Raw genomic sequence first — 17,739 nt, forward strand, 5'->3', positions numbered from 1 at the left:
CTCATGCCACCAGACGTGGCCACCACACGGTGATCACGCCCTGCACGCAGAGCGATCCCCACAGCAGCACCACCGCCTCGCGCGTGGCGTGCTGTCGGGGCCGGATCAGCCCACTCGCCAGCCGCGCGCCGTAGTACAGCGCCAGCATCAGTGCGACCGCGATCTGCAATCCCTGCAGGCTGTGCAGCGCGGCGAGCGTGCCCGTCCACGCGTCCAAGGTCGGCGGCCGCTCCGCGGGCCACGCCGTTTGCAGGCCGCTGTAGAACGCCAGCACCGCAAGCCCGAACGCCGGGACAAGCAACACCGCTCGCCACCTCGACACCTGCGCGCGCCGGGCCCCTGAACCCGCCCACATGACGAAGACCAGACTCAGCGCGTAGCCCAGCGTCTGCATCAGCAAGGCCGCATTGCCCGCCAGTCCCACGCCCGGCGGCGGGCACACGTCCAGCTTCATCGCCGCATGCAGATGCGCGAAAGCCATGGACGCGAAGATCGTCGCCTCCACCACGATCAAGATCACCACGCCCCAGAACGACGGCGCCTGCCGCCCCGTCACCCCCATCGGCAGGATCACGCCGTCCGCCGCCTCCGCTTCCTCGAACGGCGGTGCCCGGTCCGTCTGCCACAACCACGCCCAGATCGCGACGATGGCCAGCACGCCGCCCGCCACCGTGCCGCTCACGTGCTTCACCGTCATGAGCAGGAAGAAGGCCGCCGTGCCGATCGCCGCCAGCATCGGCCACAAGCTGTCCCGCGCCAGCGTCACCACACGCAGCGCATGCGCCTGCACGGGACTCGTCAACAAGGTCTCGCGCTCGCCCGTGATGGTGCCCGGCAGCCAGTGCGCACCCGACTCGACCTCCTCGTGCAACGCCGGGCGGTGCCACAGCGGCTCGTGGTGCTCGACGTGCGGAATGCTGCGCGTGCCGTAGGCCTCGCTCGGCAACCACTCCAGCGTCGAGGAGCGCCACGGATCGTCGTGATCCTGCTCCGGACCGCGCTGGCTGCGCACCAGGTCGATGACGAAGAGCAGCACGCCCGCCGCGATCACGAAGGCGCCGAGGGACGACAGCAGGTTCGGCAACTCCAGCCCCAGTCCCGCCGGGTAGGTGTGCACGCGGCGCGGCATGCCCAGCATGCCGGCGATGTGCATCGGGAAGAAGGTCAGGTGGAAGCCGCCGAAGATCAGCCCGAAGACCCAGCGCCCCGCGCGCTCAGACATCGCGCGCCCCTTCCACAGCGGGATCCAGTGGTACAACGCCGCGAACATCGGCAGCACCATGCCGCCGATCAGCACGTAGTGGAAATGCGCGACGACGAAGTAGGTGTCGTGCACCTGCCAGTCGATCGGCAGCAGGGCCAGCATCACGCCCGTCAGCCCGCCCACGACGAAGGTCACGAGGAAGCCGAGCAGGAACCACGTCGCCGTCGTCCATTGCAGCCGCCCGCGCCACAGGGTCCCGATCCACGCGAAGATCTGGAGCGCGCCCGGGATCGCGATCGCGACGCTGAAGATCGAGACCAGGCTCAGACCCAGTCCGCCGAGTCCCGCCGTGAACATGTGATGCAGCCACAGCAGGAAGCTCGCGGCACCGATCGCCACCAGCGCCGCGCTGACCGCGTGACGGCCGATCAGCGTGGTCCGCGCCAGCGCCGGCACCATCGTCGAGACCAGCCCCGCCGCCGGCAGGAAGATGATGTAGACCTCGGGATGGCCGAAGAACCAGAACAGGTGCTGCCACAGCAGCGGATCGCCGCCGCGCGTGGCGTCGAAGATCGGCCAGTCGAAGGCGCGCTCGATCTCCAGCAGGGCCGTGCCCGCGATCACCGCCGGGAAGGCCAGCACGATCATCAGGCCCACGACCAGCATGGACCACGCGTAGACCGGCATGCGCGCGAGGGTCATGCCCGGCGCGCGCGTCATCAGGATGCCGGTGATCAGCTCGATCGCACCCGCGATCGCGGAGATCTCGATGAAGCCGATGCCCAGCAGCCAGAAGTCCGCGTTCAGCCCCGGCGAGTACTTCGCGCTGCTCAGCGGCGGATACATGAACCAGCCCGCGTCCGGCGCCAGCTGCCAGAACAGCGTGGCGTAGAAGGCCAGCCCGCCGATCGCATACATCCAGTACGAATAGGCCGACAGGCGCGGGAAGGGCAGGTCGCGCGCGCCCAGCATGTTGGGCAGCAGGAAGACGGCGATCGCCTCCACCATCGGCACGGCGAAGAGAAACATCATCACCGTGCCGTGCATCGTGAACAGCTGCTGGAAGACCGGCGCGCTGAACAGCGTCTGCTCCGGTGCCGCCAGCTGCGCCCGCATCAGCAGCGCCAGCACGCCGCCCAGCAGCAGGAACACGAAGGCCGTCGCGATGTAGAGCTTGCCGATGAAGACGTTGTTGACGCTGCCGATCACGCGCCAACCCTGCGGCGGGGCCCACGCCGCGCGCAGACGATCGAGCTCGCCGTCCGGTCGCGGCAGGCGGTTATCGGGCCGGTGCATGCCCGGCGACGGGACGTCGCTCGCGGTGCTCATGGCGTGGACGCGACCAAGGGCCGCTCGGAGCCGCCGCCCGCCACGGGCGGCCCGGCGAGGAACTCGACCATCGCATCGATCTCGTCGGCCTTCAGCTGCCGGTAGGACGGCATGCGCGCGCCCGGCTTGATCTGCTGCACGTCGGTGATCCATTGCCGCAGCGCCGTGCGCGGGTCGCCGAGCGGATCGCGGTTGCGCAGCGCGCCGGCACCCAGCCACAGGCGGCTCGCGACATGCGTGAGGTCCGGACCGAGCGGCGGCGCCTGTGCCAGGTCTTGCTTCGCGGCGCCGCCCGGCCCCGCCTCCCCTGCGACCTTCGTGCCCCGGACCGCGTGGCAGGCCACGCAGCCGTTCTCGCGGAAGAGCGCCGCGCCGCGCAGCGCCTCGCGCGAGACGGGCTCCGGCGCGTCGCCGGCCTGCGCGCGCCGCCACTTCGCGAATTCCTCGGGCGGCATCGCGACGACCTGCAGCACCATCGCCGCGTGCTGCGTGCCGCAGTACTCCGAGCACGGCCCGCGGAACACGCCAGCCTGCGACGCGGTGAACGTCAGCCGGTTGAGCCGTCCCGGCACCAGATCGACCTTGCCGCCCAGCGCCGGCACCCAGTAGCTGTGGATCACGTCCTCCGACGCCAGCGTCAAGGTCACCGGACGGCCCACCGGCACGCGCAGCTCGTTGGCCGTGGCGAAGGCGGGCGCGTCCGGCTCGGCCTCGTACCGCATCGACCACCACCACAGGTGCCCGGTGACGGCCACGCGCAGCGCGCCGGGCGGGGACGGGTCGTCCAGGCCATGGGCCAGACGCTCGCCGTTGAGCAGCAGCCCCCCGAAGACCAGGACCGGCAATACCAGGCCGCCGCCCCAGAGCCACAGCGCCGTCGGGACGGGCCGGCGGCCCTTCCACCACAGCGCCGCGGCCAGGCAGACCATCGCGAACACGAAGGCGAAGGCGCAGACCACCAGCGTGGTGTTCATGACGCCGGCGAGCGCCTCCGCCTGGGGACCGGCCGGCCGGAGCATGCCGCCCGCGCTCATCGCAGCGACAGCAGATAGCCGGCGACGTCGCGCGCGTCGCGCTCGGACAGGCCCAGGCGCGGCATCGTCGTGCCGGGCAGCATCTGCGGCGGGTCCAGCAGCCAGCGTTGAAGGATCTCCGGCGAGTTGGGCAACTGCCCGGCGATGTAGGCACGCCGACCGAAACGCTCCAGCGCTGGCGCCCGCTGGCCGCCGCCCGGCACGCCGGGGACGGCGTGGCAGCTGCCGCATTGGAATTGGGACATCAGCATCCGGCCCCGCTCCAGGTCGGCAGCCTCGACCTGCCAGCGTCGCAGGGGCTCGTCCGGGGCCGGGCCGCAGGCCGAGAGCAGCAGACCGAAGGAGATGGCGAGGAGGCAGCGGCGCGTCATGCGCGCTCCCTGGCACGCGAAGTGCCCGCCCCGGCATCGCGCTTGCCTTGCTGCCGCCATGACTGAGCCGTCGCGTCGTTTTTCTCCAGTGAAAGCCGTGCTGGTCGCGGGCGCCGCGGCCGGCGTCCTCGGGGCTGCGGGCGCGGCGGCCTTCGTCTGGTTCGGCGTTTACGACGTGTCCGCGACCGGGCCGCATCTGCAGCCGGTGCATTCCTTGCTGGAAATCGCGCTGCAGCGCGCGGTCCAGCGCCGCGCGGACGCCCATCCGCCGCCGCGCGACCTGCTCACCCGCGAGCGCGTGATGCAGGGGGCCGCCTGCTTCCGCGACCGCTGCGTCGTCTGCCACGGCGCGCCGGGCGTGGCGCCGCAGGCCTTCGCGCTCGGCATGCAGCCGGTGCCCAGCTCGCTCGTGGAGGCCACGCGCCACTGGCGCCCGCAGGACCTCTACTGGATCACCCGCAACGGGATCAAGATGAGCGGCATGCCGGCCTGGGAATACCGGCTGGAGGAGGGCGAACTCTGGTCCGTCGTCGCCTTCCTCGACGCGCTGCCGCTGATGACGCCCGACCAGTACCGGGCATTGACCGCCTCGCGGTCAGGCGCGGCGCCGGTCACGGTCGGGCCGGCCGGCGCAGCGGACGCCGCGCCGCGTTGCGACGGCGTCGTCGACGCCCCGGCACCGCTGGTGCCGCCGCTGCCGACCGTGGAGCTCGCCCAGCGCGCCTTCCGCCAGCATGGCTGCACGGCCTGCCACACGATCCCGGGCGTGGTGGGACCGGACACCTCCAACGGCCCGCGCCTGAGCGGCCTCGCCGGACGCGACCGCATCGGCGGCAAGGCCTTCCCGACCGAGGACGGCCTGGCCGCCTGGATCCGCGATCCGCAGGCGATCGACGCGCATACCGCGATGCCGACGCTCGGCATCAGCGAGACGCAGGCGCGGCTGATGGCGCGCTACCTGCTCACGCATTGACGACACCGGCGACCGCGTGCGGCGGGTCGCCGGGGTGCGTTCACGACGACCTCACCGGCCGCCTGGCTCACCGCGTCTGCAACGACCTCACTGACGCGGCATCAGCCGGTCAGCCGGCGCCACGGGGAAGGGCGAGCCCAGCGAGCGCGCCTGGCCCTTGACCTGGTTCTGCGCCTGGCACTTGTGGGTGCAGATGGTCGCGGGCGGCGCGACCTCGGTCGCGTCCTCGCCGAAGACCATGCCCATGCGGCCGCCGCTGCTCACGTCCCAGCGCGAAGTCAGTCCGCAATGGCTGACCTTGGCGAGGGTGCCGTCGCGCTTGACGATGTTGTTCACGCAGGCCGCGTCGTTGATGCGCGTGGCCACCTGCGGGCTGTCGCGCCCGACGAAACGCGGCGAGTAGTCGTTGCCGAAGTTGACCCGCGGCGTCACCACGACGGTCGTCTCCTTGTAGGGCACGGCGTCGCCCTCCAGGTTGCGGAAGTTGCGGTTGTCGAAGTAGAAGGCATTCAGGCTCGGGCTCGTCGGATGCGTGGCCAGCGTGTGCGTGAACACGGTCGACGTGCCGTCGGTGCGCGCGACCTCCATCTGGAACACGCCGCCGTTGGCGCAGTCCTTCGCCTGGATCTTCATCGCGACCTGCGGGCCTTCGCGCATCAGCACGATGTCGGTCGTGTCCAGCTCGACGTCCACGCCGCCGGTCAGCGTCGCGCCGCGATGGTCGGGCAGCTTGGAGGCGAACACGGGCGTCGGCACGCCGCCGGTCATGTCCAGCGGATTGGCCGCGCCGGTCAGCACGTAGTCGCGGATGCCGAAGCTCGCGGCGTCGACTTCGAACTGCACGTACTTGCCCTGCACCAGGAATCGCGCCGGCACGCTGCCCGCCGCCACGGTCTGGGTGGCCTTGCCGCTCAGTCCGAGCACGCGGAAGCCGCCGCCGTCGCAGCCCTTGGAGGAGGCGGCCATCGCCACGCCGCTGAGCGCGGTCAACGCCAGGGCCGTCAGCAGCGCGCGGCCGCGATGCAGGGAAGTGGAGGAACGGGTCGATGTCATGCGCAAGCTCCGGTGTGTGGATGAGAACGGCGCCATGCTAGGAATCCGGCGCCCGCGCGCCCAGGGCACAAGGGCGGGATCTCGTCGGCACCAAGGTCGCGACCGGTCGGGACCTTGGTCCATGGGCGGGCCGGAATCACGCTGTTACAGTGCCGCCGGATGCCTCCTCCGACCCCGCCCCAGACGCCCCGGCGCCTGTCGCTGTCGCAGCAGTTCCTGCTGGTCAGCTTCCCGGTGCTGCTCGCGTCCACGCTGGTCATCGGCTGGTGGGTGGGCCGGCAGGTCGAGGAGAGCGTCGTGCACCGCATCGGCGGCGACACGGCGCTGTACGTGGACGGCTTCATCGCGCCCCATCTCGAAGGGCTGGCCCGCGACGGCCGGATCGGCGACGCGGACCGCCGCGCGCTGGAGGCGCTGGTCGTCGACGCGGACTGGGCCAGGCGAATCGTGTCGCTGCGCATCTGGCGGCCGGACGGCGTCGTGCTGTTCAGCAGCGACGGCGAGGGCGTCGGTCAGAAGCTCGAGATCGACGAAGGCCTGGAGGCCGCGGCGGCCGGCAGCATCTATGCCGAGATCAGCGTGCGGCGCGGCAGCCGGCAGACCGATCACGGCCAGCCGCTGGAGCGGATGATCGAGACCTACACACCGATCCACACCGCGCGACGGGGGCACATCGGCGCCATCGCCGAGTTCTACCAGATGCCCGACGAGATCGACCGCGAGGCGGGCATCGCGCAGCGGCGCAGCTGGCTGATCGTCGCCGCGGTCATGCTCGCCACCTATCTGCTGCTGTTCCTGATCGTGCGGCGCGGCAGTCTCACCATCGTCAACCAGCGCAACGAGCTGCGCGAGAAGCTGGCGCAGCTCACCGCGATGCACGCGCAGAACGAGGCCCTGAACGCCCGCGTGCGACGCGCGGCCGAGGAGGCGATCTCGATCAACGAGGCGCTGCTGCAGCGCGTGTCGGCCGACGTGCATGACGGACCGAGCCAGGACCTCGGTTTTGCGCTGATGCAGATCAAGAACCTGCGCGACGCGCGGAGCTCCCCCGCGCCGGACGTTCCCCCCGGAATGATCCCAGGGGGAACAGCCGAAGCGGCGCTGCCGCAGGACCTGGATCGCATCAGCGATGCGGTGCAGGCCGCGATGCGCGACCTGCGGGCCATCTCCGCGGACCTGGAGCTTCCGGAACTGGAGCCGTTGTCGCTGGCGGCCGTCGCCGCGCGCGTGGTGCGCGATTTCGAGGCGAAGACCCAAGGCGCCGTGCCGGTGACGCTGGAGGCGCCCGTCGATCCGGACCGGCCGGCGCCGATGCGGATCAAGACGACGCTGTACCGGTTGCTGCAGGAGTCGCTGGCCAACGTGTTCCGGCATGCGCGCGGCAGCCGATGCCGCGTCGAGCTGCGGACCGACGCGGCGGGCATCCGGCTGGCCGTCGACGACGACGGTCCGGGCTTCGACCTCCCGGAGGCGGGCGCGCGTCGGCGGCTCGGCCTGAGCGGCATGCGCCAGCGCGTGGAGTCGCAGGGCGGGACCTTCGCCGTGACCAGCGCGCCGGGGCAGGGCACGCGGATCCGCGTCGTCCTGCCGTTGGCGGCGCACGGCGGCGCGGAAGGCGGCATGAGCACGACGGACACGACGAATGCAACGAATGCGACGAACACGGACGAGGACGGACGATGAGCAGTGACGCGATCGAGGTGCTGGTGGTCGACGACCATCCGCTGTTCCGCCAGGGCGTGGTGCATTCGCTGGCGCTGGATCCGGGCTTCCGGGTCGTCGGGGAAACCGCGTCCGGCGAGGAGGCCCTCGCGCTGGCGCAGGCCTTGCTGCCGGATGCCGTGCTGCTCGACATCAGCATGCCGGGCTGGAACGGGATCACGACCGCGGAACGCATCGCGATGGCCTGCCCGGCGACGGCGATCGTGATGCTCACGATGTCGGAGGACAAGGACAAGCTGCTCGCGGCGCTCAAGGCCGGCGCGCGGGGTTACGTGCTCAAGGGCGTGTCGGGGAAGGAACTCGCCGGCGTGCTGCGCGCCGCCGTGGCCGGCGAGGTCTACGTGTCGCCGTCGATCGCCGCGGAGATGCTGGTGTCGCTGACGCAGCACAAGGCGCCCGATCCGTTGCAGGAACTGACCGAGCGGGAGCGTCGCATCCTGTCCTTGATCGGCGGCGGCAAGACCAACCGCGAGATCGGCGACGCGCTGTTCCTGTCGGAGAAGACCATCAAGCACCACGTGACCAACATCCTGCAGAAGCTGCAGGTCCGCAGCCGCGTGGAGGCGGCGCTGCTCGCCAGCCGTCATGCCGACGCGGAGCGCGGCGTTTGAAGAGCGCGCACGCGCCGGGTCGGTCGCGATAGACTGGTTTGAACCGACGCGCCCTTTCCGGGCGCGTCCGCATTCCCATTCTCGTGAAAGGCCCCCCATGAAATCCCGTGCCGCCGTCGCATTCGCAGCGGGCCAGCCGCTGCAGATCGTCGAGATCGATGTCGAGCCGCCCCGCAAGGGCGAGGTGCTGGTGAAGATCACCCACACCGGCGTCTGCCACACGGACGCGTTCACGCTCAGCGGCGACGATCCGGAAGGCCTGTTCCCCGCAGTGCTCGGCCATGAAGGCGCGGGCATCGTCGTCGAGGTCGGCGAAGGCGTCACCAGCGTCAAGCCCGGCGACCACGTGATCCCGCTCTACACCGCCGAATGCGGCGAATGCCTGTTCTGCAAGTCCGGCAAGACCAACCTGTGCGTGGCCGTGCGCGCGACGCAGGGCAAGGGCGTGATGCCGGACGGCACCTCGCGCTTCTCCTACGAAGGCCAGCCGATCTACCACTACATGGGCTGCTCGACCTTCAGCGAGTACACCGTGGTGGCCGAGGTCTCGCTGGCCAGGATCAGCCCGGACGCCAACCCCGAGCAGGTCTGCCTGCTGGGCTGCGGCGTGACGACCGGGCTGGGCGCGGTGAAGAACACGGCCAAGGTGCAGCCGGGTGATTCGGTGGCGGTGTTCGGCCTGGGCGGCATCGGTCTGGCGGTGATCCAGGGCGCGAAGCTGGCGCAGGCCGGCCGCATCATCGCGATCGACACCAACCCGTCGAAGTTCGAGCTGGCCAAGGTCTTCGGCGCGACCGACTTCGTGAACCCGAAGGATCACGAGAAGCCGATCCAGCAGGTGATCGTCGAGATGACCGGCTGGGGCGTCGACCACTCGTTCGAATGCATCGGCAACATCCACGTCATGCGCGCGGCGCTCGAGTGCGCGCATCGCGGCTGGGGCCAGTCGATCGTGATCGGCGTGGCGGGCTCGGGTCAGGAGATCTCGACCCGGCCGTTCCAGCTGGTGACGGGCCGCACCTGGAAGGGCACGGCCTTCGGCGGCGTCAAGGGCCGCTCGCAGCTGCCGGGCATGGTCGAGGAAGCGATGCGCGGAGACATCCAGCTCGCGCCGTTCGTGACCCACACGATGCCGCTCACGGGCATCAACGAGGCCTTCGACCTGATGCACGAGGGCAAGTCGATCCGCTCGGTGGTGCACTACTGACGCGAGGGCCGCCGCGGCGCGCGGCGGCATGGTGCTGCCCGCGGCGTGTGATCGCCGCTTGCAGCGACCGCGGCTCAGCCCGGTGACTTCCGCCCGAGCATGATGATGGCCATGCCGACCAGGCTGACGGCCACGCCCAGCCAGTCGGTGGCGGAAGGCTTCACCTTGTCCACCAGCATCAGCCACACCATCGCGACGGCGATGTAGACGCCGCCGTATGCGGCGTAGACACGACCCGCGGCGGTCGGGTGCAGCGACAGCAGCCAGGCGAAGAGTGCCAGGCTGCCGGCCGCCGGCACGAGCAGCCAGACCGGCTTGTCCTGCTTCAGCCAGAGGTAGGGCAGGTAGCAGCCGACGATCTCGGCCAGCGCGGTGACGACGAAGAGCAGGAAGGTCTTGAGCAGGTCCATGCGGGGATTGTCGTGTCCCCTCGTCCACTCAGCGTGACTCGCGCCAGCCGAGCACCCTGGCCGGCAGGAACAGGATGGCCTTGAGCAGCGCGAAGACCGCCTCGACGCTCAGTCCGATCAGCCGGAACGGCAGCGTCAGCAGCCAGAGGATCGGCCACATCACCAGCGCCAGCAAGGCCAGCGGCCAGCACAGCACGAACAGGACCAACCAGAACAGCAGGCCGACGAAGCCCATGACGCACTCCTTGTTGACGCCGTGATCGGTCGACACGGCACGACAGCACCTTAGCGCGCGTGACGGTCGATCGCCTCGGCCTTGCGACGGACCGGGTGATCGGACTTCCAGGATGCAGCGGCGTCCGACGCGCGGGCGCCGCCACTCCCCCATCGACCCTCGTCCCTCCCACCTTCGGGTGAGCGCCATGGCCGGAATTTGACGCGCCTCAAGGAGTCCTCAGATCGACGTCAGACCGATGGGGGAAGAGGGGGGATTTTCGGTTTCTGAGCCCGTCAGCGGTGGCAGAGTTGCTCTCCATGGCGGGCAGGGGCCCGCTGTTGATCGAGGTGGCGACGATGCAGATGAATCCCTATGAGAGCAGTTCGGCAGAGCGCGCGATGAGGTCCGATCCGGATCTGATCGCTCGGGTGCAAGCCATCGAGACGGTCCTCCCAACCCTGGCCACGCGTGTCCAACTGGAGCAGCTCCGCGGAGAAATGAAGGAGGGTTTCGGAGCGGTGCGTACCGAAATGCAGGCCATGCGCGCGGATCTGCAGGCCAGCATGGGCGAGATGCGCGTCGACATGCACCGGACCGTCAACAACACGATGAAATGGTCGATCGGCGTCGCCATCAGCTGCGTCGGTCTTGCGGCCACCTTCGTGACGACGGTCATGCCTCTCATCGTCAATCACGCGAGGTAATCAATGCAAATGAATCCCTTTGAGAACGGCGCGGCCGGGTGCGTCGCGAAAACCGATACCGAGATGGCAGCGCGTGTTCAGTCGATCGAGGCGGTCATGCCTACGCTCGCGACTCGTGTGCAGTTGGAGCAGCTCCGAGGCGAAATGAAGGAAGGTTTCGGGGCAGCTCGCTCAGAACTGAAGGAGGAAATCGGCACGCTTCGCGCCGAAATGAAAGAAGAGATCGGCAGCCTTCGCGCAGAAATGAAAGATGGTTTTGCAGCGGTGAACGAGACGATTGGTGCGCTACGCGCGGAAATGAAAGACGGCACTGCTGCTGTCAACCAGACGATCGGCGCGCTGCGCGCGGAGATCAAAGAGGGGCTCGGTGCAAATCGAGCGGAGATGTACAAGGCGACCGGCGACCGTCACCTCGAGACGCAGGAAGTGATCTTCGGTGCAATCAAGTGGGCCGTCGGCGTCACGTTCGGTCTGGTCGGGTTGATGGTGACGGTCTTCGCCGCCGTGTCTCCCCTCATCAAGTTGCACTAGCAACGGCGAGTGCCGTGGGCCGCTTCGCTTGGCCGGCAGGGAAATCGATCATCCCGACTTCCCCAATGCCGTGGCCATATGCTCGACGAACTGCCTCACCCGCGCCGTGCCTTGAACCCGCTGCGGGTACACCGCATAGATGTCCGCATCGGGCGTTTCCCAATCAGGCAAGACCTGGACCAGTCGCCCGGTCGCGAGGTAGCGCGCGATGTCCCATTCCGCGCGCATCAGGATCCCGTGACCGGCCAGTGCCCAGTTCACTGCGATCTCGCCGTCGTTGGTCGTCAACGTCCCGCGTGTCTTCACGGCTTCGGTGACGGTCTTGCGGCCGCGCTTGGAAGACAGCCGCCACAGGCCATACGCCTCCTCTCCCTGTCGGATGCCGATGCAGTCGTGCCGTACCAGTTCTGCCGGTGTCTTCGGTGTGCCGTGCGCGGCGAGATAAACGGGTGAGGCGCACAGCAGACGACGGTTCGCCGCGATGCGTCGGGCGATGACCCGCGCATCCGGCGGCGGGCCGAAACGGATGCAGACATCGAAGGCGTCCTCGCTCAGCGGCGGCGGATTGACCGACAGCTGCAGTTGCACCTGCAGCTTCGGATGCTGGCGCACGAAGCCGGAGATCAACGGCGCAATGTGCGTCCGCCCGAACCCGAGCGTCGCATTGACGCGCAGCAGCCCGCTTGCCATGCCGCCGCTCGCGCTCATCACCTCCTGCAGATCGTCGATCGAAGCGAGGATCCGCCGCGCGTGCTCCAGGTAGAGCTCGCCCTCCTGCGTCAGGCTCATCCGGCGCGTGGTGCGGCTCAGCAGCGCCGTACCGAGCCGGCTTTCCATCTGCGTCAGGTGCTTGCTGACCGCCGCGGTCGTGATGCCGAGCTCGCGCGCCGCGGCGCTCAGGCTGCCTGCGCTGCACAGCGCCGAGAAGAAGCCCAGATCGGCCGGGGCGATCGTCGCCGCGTTGGTCGCCGTCCTGGTCGCCGTCCTGGTCTTTGAAGCCATGGGCATGCTCTTCGGATTGTTGAATCCAGGTTGAAGACGGATTGACTTTATCCGCGATCCGCAGGGCAGGGCGCTCCTAGAGTCGGACCAGGATTTTTCGACATCACCAGGAGACGGAACCCCATGAAGACCTATCGCATCGCCACCATCCCCGGTGACGGCATCGGCAAGGAAGTGATCCCCGCGGGCCGCGAGGTCCTCGAGGCGCTGGCCGCGACGACCGACCGCTTCCGCTTCGAGTTCGAGGACTTCGGCTGGGGCGGCGACTGGTACCGCGCGCACGGCGAGATGATGCCGGCCGACGGCCTCGATGCGCTGCGCGACAAGGACGCGATCCTGTTCGGCTCCGCCGGCGATCCCGACATCCCCGACCACATCACGCTGTGGGGCCTGCGGCTGAAGATCTGCCAGGGCTTCGACCAGTACGCCAACGTGCGCCCGACCCGGGTGCTGCCCGGCATCGACGCACCGCTCAAGCGCTGCGGACCCGACGACCTCGACTGGGTGATCGTCCGCGAGAACTCGGAGGGCGAATACGCCGGCGTCGGCGGCCGCGTCCACCAGGGCCACCCGATCGAGGCGGCCACCGACGTGTCCATCATGACCCGCGCCGGCGTCGAGCGGATCATGCGCTACGCGTTCAAGCTGGCGCAGTCGCGGCCGCGCAAGCTGCTGACGGTGATCACCAAGAGCAACGCGCAGCGCCACGCGATGGTGATGTGGGACGAGATCGCCGCGCAGATCGCCAAGGAGTTCCCCGATGTCATCTGGGGCAAGGAGCTGGTCGACGCGGCGACCGCGCGCATGGTCAACAAGCCGGCGACGCTGGACACCATCGTCGCGACCAACCTGCACGCGGACATCCTCAGCGACCTGGCGGCGGCGCTCGCCGGCAGCCTGGGCATCGCGCCGACCGGGAACATCGATCCGGAGCGTCGTTATCCGTCGATGTTCGAGCCGATCCACGGCTCGGCCTTCGACATCATGGGCAAGGGCCTGGCGAATCCCGTCGGAACCTTCTGGTCGGTGGTGATGCTGCTGGAGCACCTCGGCGAAACCGACGCCGCCCAGCGCCTGATGCGCGCCATCGAAGCTGTGACGGCGAACCCGTCCTTGCACACAGGCGACCTCGGCGGGAAGGCGAAGACGACCGACGTCACCGCCGCCGTCGTCGCGGCGCTGCGTCAACCCCGCTGACGTTTCTCACTTCCACGGCCGCTGGCCCTCACCCCCGCCCTCTCCCGCAAGCTGTATGGACCGAGGACATAGGTAACAGGCGTGCCAGGACATGGGTGACACTTTTCCCGCCTAGTCAGCGGGAGGACGAAGTTGCCCTGGMGCCAAGACACCCGTGAAGGATCAACGAGAGGAATTTGTTCGACTGGCCCGACAGCCTGGCGCCAATATCAGCGAGCTATGTCGACGCAGCGGGATCAGCCGCAAGACAGGCTACAAGTGGCTCAGCCGAGACGATCTCGAGGATCGATCTCGGCGACCACACACCTCGCCGACTCGTACGCCCGAACAGCTGCAGGCGCAGGTGCTTGCAGTGCGGGCCGAATGTTCTGCTTGGGGCGGTCGCAAGATCGCGAAGGTGCTGGCGCGCGATCATGGTGTGCACGTAGCAGCCAGCACAGCCAACTGGGTGCTGCGCCGAAACGGCCTGATCGACCCGGCAGCAAGCCAGGCCGCGACGGCATGGCAGCGCTTCGAGCACGAGACGCCCAATGCACTGTGGCAGATGGACTTCAAGGGCCACTTCGCCACCGACACTGAGCGCTGCCATCCGCTGACCGTGCTGGACGATCACTCGCGCTTCAACATCGTGCTGCAAGCGCTGAGTAACGAGCGGCTAGAGTCCGTGCAGCCGGTGCTGCAGCGCGCCTTTGAGCGCTATGGGCTGCCTGAGCGCATCAACGCCGACAACGGTCCGCCCTGGGGCTCGCCGACGCGCGGAGCACTCACCGAGCTGGGCGTCTGGCTGATTCGCTTGGGAGTGCGGTTGAGCCACAGCCGACCGATGCATCCTCAGACCAACGGCAAGGACGAGCGATTCCATCGCACCCTGAAAGCCGAGTTGCTGGCCAGTCGGCACTTCAAGGACCTGGACGATGCCCAGCACCACTTCATCCAGTGGCGGCATCTGTACAACGCCAAGCGCCCGCATCAAGCGCTGGGCATGGACACGCCAGCCAGCCGCTACGCGGCCAGCCCGCGCTCGATGCCAAGCTCTTTGCGGCCCGTCGAATATGGCGATGGCGCCATCGTGCGCCGGGTCGGATACGGTGGACGGATCGCCTTCAAAGGCAACACCTACCGCGTCGGCAGAGGCCTCATCGGCCAGCCTGTAGCCCTACGACCTCACCTGGATCTTGATGGCAGCTTCGATGTCTTCTTCTGCCATCAAAAAGTACGCATGATTGACCTGTGCCAGGCTGACTAACCTGGACCTGACCTGTTACCCATGTCCTGGCACACCTGTCACCCATGTCCTCGGTCCATACAGCAAGCGGGAGAGGGAGTCCGACCGGTTCTGCTCGCAGCGCAGGCTCCTCTTGCTCCCTCTCCCGCTTGCGGGAGAGGGCAGGGGTGAGGGCTGCGGTCTCGCGCAGTACCACCCTTCGAATGGCCGTCAGAGCCATCGACCAGGAGACAAACCATGACCCTCGTCCCGACCTCCTTCCGCCGCCGGCTGCTGATCGCAGCGGCGATGACTGCTGCAGCCACCGGCGCGCTCGGCATTGCATCCCCTGCCTTCGCCCAGCCCTGGCCCGCCAAGCCCATCACCCTGATCGTCCCGTTCCCCGCCGGCGGCACGACCGATGTGCTCGCACGCGCACTGGCCGAGAAGCTCCAGCAGAGCCTGGGCCAGCCCGTGATCGTCGAGAGCCGACCCGGCGCCGGCGCCACGCTGGGCGCGGACTATGTCGCCAAGGCCAGGCCCGACGGCTATACGCTCCTCATCGGCGCGGTCCACCACACCATCGCCAGCAGCGTCTACAAGAAGCTGCCCTACGACTTCCAGAAGGACTTCGTGCCCATCACCGGCATCGCGCTGGTCCCCAACGTCCTGGTGGTCAACGCGAGCCAGACCTCGGCCAAGACGGTGCAGGAACTGGTCGCGCAGCTCAAGGCCAAGCCCGGCGAGTGGACCTACGGCTCCAACGGCAACGGCACCGCGCAGCACCTGATCGGCACGCAGTTCCAGAACCTGACCGGCACCACGCTGCTGCACGTGCCCTACAAGGGCAGCGGGCCGCTGGCCACGGACCTGCTGGGCGGGCAGATCCAGATGTCCTTCGACACGGTCACGCCGGTGCTGCCGCACATCAAGGCGGGCAAGCTGCGCGCGCTCGCGGTGACCACGGCCCGGCGTTCCAGCGCGCTGCCCGACGTCCCCACGCTCGAGGAGGCCGGCCTGAAGGGCTTCGACATCGGCACCTGGTTCGGCGTGCTGGCGCCGGCGGCCACGCCCAAGGACATCGTCGCGAAACTGAACACCGAGATGGTCAAGGTGCTGCAGGCGCCGGAGTTCCGCAGGCGCATGGAGGAGATCGGCGCCGAGACCACCGGCGGCACGAGTGAGCAACTCGCGTCGCAGATCCGCAATGAGACCGGCAAGTTCGCCAGGCTCGTGAAGGAGGCGAACGTGCAGATCGAGTGAATACGCAAAGACGAGGGCGGTCGCCGACCGAACACGCCCTGGGGTTTGTCGACTGACAGGGGTTGTCAACTCCGCCCCTCGTCATGCTCGATCCTCAGGAAGCCGACACGCGCTTTGCGCAACTTCTCGCTGCGTTGTCGCGGCGCACCGCCACGCCCCTGGAGGCCCGGGACGGCTTGCTGGTCCTGATTGACAGCGACGAAGCCGTCCAGCTCGTCGTCGAGCTGGCTAGCCCCGGCGACCGTGTGGTGATCGTCGCGCGGGTCATGTCCGTTCCGCAGGAAGATCCGGCGGGAACGCTCGCGTTGAGGCTGCTGCGCCTGAACGCCGATCGCGAGGCGCTGGACGGCGTCGTGATCGCGGCGGACGGCCTGCGCCAGTTCGTGCTGATCCGCGAGCTGCCGCTCGACCAGGAGGCCGAGACGCTGGCCGATGCCGTCGAGGCCCTGCTGGAACTCGCCGCCCTCGTGCGGGCCGAGGCCCCGGTCGACCGTGTCCGTGGACCGCGGACGGCCACGCTGCTGCGGGCGAACGGGAGCGCCCGATGAGCCGCATCGAGACGTCGCGACCGCAGTTCCACATCGAGACGCCGGGCGACCTGCGGTGTCTGGCATCGCAGGAGGGGCCGCCGCCGCCGTCCCGCCCCGGTGGCCGGCTCGACGGTCTGCGCCAGGCGACGGAGACCTTCAGCACACCGGGACCCGTCGCGCGGCGAGGGGCGTTCCGGCGGGATCCCGCCAAGGCGGGCCGGGTCGGCGGGGCATCGACACCCGCATCGGCAGCGGCGAATACCGCCAGGCTGGCGTCGCTGCGTCCTCAGCCGCAGCAGCAGGCCCTGAATGCGCACTACGAGAAGCGCGCCATGCCCACCGATTCACAGTCGTTGGAGGACCTGCAATGCAATGCCGCCCTCGCCAGATTCCCTTACGAGCGTGAGCAGGGAGAACTGCCCGCCGGCTGGGCGACCCGCGAGGATCTGGCGCAAGCGCTTCGTCAGACACTCGGCTTCCAGTCGACCCGTGTCGAGAATCCCGCAGGCTCCGTCGTCGATCGCGCGACGGGGCTGACGGCCGTCGTGCTGCACAACCCGCAGACGCGCGAGGTGGTGCTGTCCTTCGGCGGCACCACGGCGGGCAAGAAGACGGGTGAGACGGTGGGCGAGCGCTTCAAGCCCGGCCAAAACTTCAGTTCGACCATGACGCAGTGGGGCGCCAACCTGAAAGCCGGTCGCGGCGTCCTGCCGGAGAGCTACCGGCAGGCTGGCGAGCTGTTGCAGGCCCTGCAGGCGCAACTGCGCCTGCCTTCTTCCGCGCCCGAGGGCTGCACGGTCCGGGTGGTGGGACATTCCAAAGGCGGCGGCGAAGCCATCTTCGCGGGACTGATGTCGCCGGATCCGGTTCGCGTCACCGCGTTCTGCCCATCGCATCTGAGCGATGGTCTGGTCAAGCTGCTGCCCCCCGAGAACCTGAAGAAGGCCAAGGACCTGGTCGAGAGCTTCTCCCCGCGTGGCGACATCGTCTCTGGCCTGCGCGGCCTGCTGCCCAACGTGCACGGCGTCGGTGTCGGGCATCACTTCGACGGCATTCCCGGCAAGCGCTGGATCCATGTGCACGACCGATTCGACGAGCATGTGAAGCACTATTGCGGGGAGACCGAGGCTTCCCGGAAACGCGCGTGACCGCGCAATAACGTGTATTAATGTGCACA

The 17,739-nt window shown here is 68.8% G+C and carries 18 protein-coding genes; 11 read left to right on the forward strand and 7 right to left on the reverse strand.

Annotation, left to right across the window (positions count from 1 at the left end):
* Window position 1 precedes the first annotated feature (1 nt).
* The 3 genes from ABE85_RS06845 to ABE85_RS06855 are packed head-to-tail and all read right to left on the reverse strand — an operon-like array spanning window position 2 to window position 3,938.
* Entirely contained in the window at window positions 2-2,533 is a 2,532-nt protein-coding gene (locus ABE85_RS06845) for a cbb3-type cytochrome c oxidase subunit I (protein WP_067271740.1), read from the reverse strand.
* Complete coding sequence (locus ABE85_RS06850; RefSeq protein ID WP_197507231.1) at window positions 2,530-3,552, reverse strand: cytochrome c oxidase subunit II; 1,023 nt, start codon at window positions 3,550-3,552, stop codon at window positions 2,530-2,532. Before ABE85_RS06850 ends, ABE85_RS06845 begins: the two co-directional genes overlap by 4 nt.
* Window positions 3,553-3,563: 11 nt before the next feature.
* Window positions 3,564-3,938 (reverse strand): cytochrome c family protein, encoded by a 375-nt coding sequence (locus ABE85_RS06855; RefSeq protein WP_067271746.1) that lies wholly within the window; start codon window positions 3,936-3,938, stop codon window positions 3,564-3,566.
* Between the two features lie 58 nt (window positions 3,939-3,996).
* On the opposite strand from ABE85_RS06855, the gene ABE85_RS06860 reads away from it, so the two are divergent.
* Window positions 3,997-4,911, forward strand: coding sequence for a c-type cytochrome (locus tag ABE85_RS06860; RefSeq protein ID WP_067271749.1), 915 nt, complete (start codon window positions 3,997-3,999; stop codon window positions 4,909-4,911).
* A gap of 87 nt (window positions 4,912-4,998) precedes the next feature.
* On the opposite strand, the gene ABE85_RS06865 is transcribed toward ABE85_RS06860, so the two are convergent.
* A complete protein-coding gene (locus ABE85_RS06865) occupies window positions 4,999-5,964 on the reverse strand; it encodes a hypothetical protein (protein WP_067271754.1) in 966 nt (321 codons plus the stop codon).
* A gap of 159 nt (window positions 5,965-6,123) precedes the next feature.
* On the opposite strand from ABE85_RS06865, the gene ABE85_RS06870 reads away from it, so the two are divergent.
* The 3 genes from ABE85_RS06870 to ABE85_RS06880 all read left to right on the forward strand — a co-directional run bounded on the left by ABE85_RS06870 (window position 6,124) and on the right by ABE85_RS06880 (window position 9,504).
* Entirely contained in the window at window positions 6,124-7,647 is a 1,524-nt protein-coding gene (locus tag ABE85_RS06870; RefSeq protein ID WP_067271757.1) for a sensor histidine kinase, read from the forward strand.
* Window positions 7,644-8,297 (forward strand): response regulator transcription factor, encoded by a 654-nt coding sequence (locus tag ABE85_RS06875; RefSeq protein ID WP_067271760.1) that lies wholly within the window; start codon window positions 7,644-7,646, stop codon window positions 8,295-8,297. The genes ABE85_RS06870 and ABE85_RS06875 overlap by 4 nt, the downstream gene beginning before the upstream one ends.
* Before the next feature lie 97 nt (window positions 8,298-8,394).
* Complete coding sequence (locus ABE85_RS06880) at window positions 8,395-9,504, forward strand: S-(hydroxymethyl)glutathione dehydrogenase/class III alcohol dehydrogenase (protein ID WP_067271764.1); 1,110 nt, start codon at window positions 8,395-8,397, stop codon at window positions 9,502-9,504.
* A gap of 74 nt (window positions 9,505-9,578) precedes the next feature.
* Here the strand turns inward: ABE85_RS06880 and ABE85_RS06885 are convergent, their stop codons facing one another.
* Both ABE85_RS06885 and ABE85_RS06890 read right to left on the reverse strand, forming a co-directional pair.
* Window positions 9,579-9,914 carry a YnfA family protein gene (locus ABE85_RS06885; RefSeq protein WP_067271768.1) on the reverse strand — a complete coding sequence of 112 codons (336 nt, stop codon included), beginning with the start codon at window positions 9,912-9,914 and terminating at the stop codon, window positions 9,579-9,581.
* 28 nt (window positions 9,915-9,942) lie between these two features.
* Complete coding sequence (locus ABE85_RS06890) at window positions 9,943-10,185, reverse strand: hypothetical protein (protein WP_231993248.1); 243 nt, start codon at window positions 10,183-10,185, stop codon at window positions 9,943-9,945.
* Between the two features lie 245 nt (window positions 10,186-10,430).
* Here ABE85_RS06890 and ABE85_RS06895 point away from each other — a divergent pair, with 245 nt between their 5' ends.
* Together ABE85_RS06895 and ABE85_RS06900 are read left to right on the forward strand one after the other, a co-directional pair.
* Window positions 10,431-10,835: a hypothetical protein gene (locus tag ABE85_RS06895; protein WP_067271772.1), complete on the forward strand. Its 405-nt coding sequence runs from the start codon at window positions 10,431-10,433 to the stop codon at window positions 10,833-10,835.
* A gap of 3 nt (window positions 10,836-10,838) precedes the next feature.
* On the forward strand, window positions 10,839-11,366 hold the full coding sequence (locus ABE85_RS06900) for a hypothetical protein (RefSeq protein WP_157522004.1): 528 nt from the start codon (window positions 10,839-10,841) through the stop codon (window positions 11,364-11,366).
* A gap of 48 nt (window positions 11,367-11,414) precedes the next feature.
* Here ABE85_RS06900 and ABE85_RS06905 read toward each other — a convergent pair whose 3' ends face one another.
* Window positions 11,415-12,368, reverse strand: coding sequence for a LysR substrate-binding domain-containing protein (locus ABE85_RS06905; RefSeq protein ID WP_067271779.1), 954 nt, complete (start codon window positions 12,366-12,368; stop codon window positions 11,415-11,417).
* Between the two features lie 123 nt (window positions 12,369-12,491).
* On the opposite strand from ABE85_RS06905, the gene ABE85_RS06910 reads away from it, so the two are divergent.
* The 5 genes from ABE85_RS06910 to ABE85_RS06930 all read left to right on the forward strand — a co-directional run bounded on the left by ABE85_RS06910 (window position 12,492) and on the right by ABE85_RS06930 (window position 17,710).
* The gene (locus tag ABE85_RS06910) at window positions 12,492-13,565 is read left to right on the forward strand and encodes a tartrate dehydrogenase (RefSeq protein ID WP_067271782.1); all 1,074 of its coding nucleotides are present in this window, start codon (window positions 12,492-12,494) and stop codon (window positions 13,563-13,565) included.
* Between the two features lie 154 nt (window positions 13,566-13,719).
* The gene (locus tag ABE85_RS06915) at window positions 13,720-14,811 is read left to right on the forward strand and encodes an IS481 family transposase (protein ID WP_067271785.1); all 1,092 of its coding nucleotides are present in this window, start codon (window positions 13,720-13,722) and stop codon (window positions 14,809-14,811) included.
* 216 nt (window positions 14,812-15,027) lie between these two features.
* A complete protein-coding gene (locus ABE85_RS06920) occupies window positions 15,028-16,032 on the forward strand; it encodes a tripartite tricarboxylate transporter substrate binding protein (protein WP_067271789.1) in 1,005 nt (334 codons plus the stop codon).
* An 83-nt stretch (window positions 16,033-16,115) separates the two neighbouring features.
* Window positions 16,116-16,580 carry a CesT family type III secretion system chaperone gene (locus ABE85_RS06925; RefSeq protein ID WP_067271792.1) on the forward strand — a complete coding sequence of 155 codons (465 nt, stop codon included), beginning with the start codon at window positions 16,116-16,118 and terminating at the stop codon, window positions 16,578-16,580.
* Complete coding sequence (locus ABE85_RS06930; RefSeq protein WP_067271794.1) at window positions 16,577-17,710, forward strand: hypothetical protein; 1,134 nt, start codon at window positions 16,577-16,579, stop codon at window positions 17,708-17,710. Before ABE85_RS06925 ends, ABE85_RS06930 begins: the two co-directional genes overlap by 4 nt.
* Window positions 17,711-17,739 lie beyond the last annotated feature (29 nt).

It is taken from the genome of Mitsuaria sp. 7 (genome assembly GCF_001653795.1).
In the GTDB taxonomy this organism is placed as follows: domain Bacteria; phylum Pseudomonadota; class Gammaproteobacteria; order Burkholderiales; family Burkholderiaceae_C; genus Roseateles.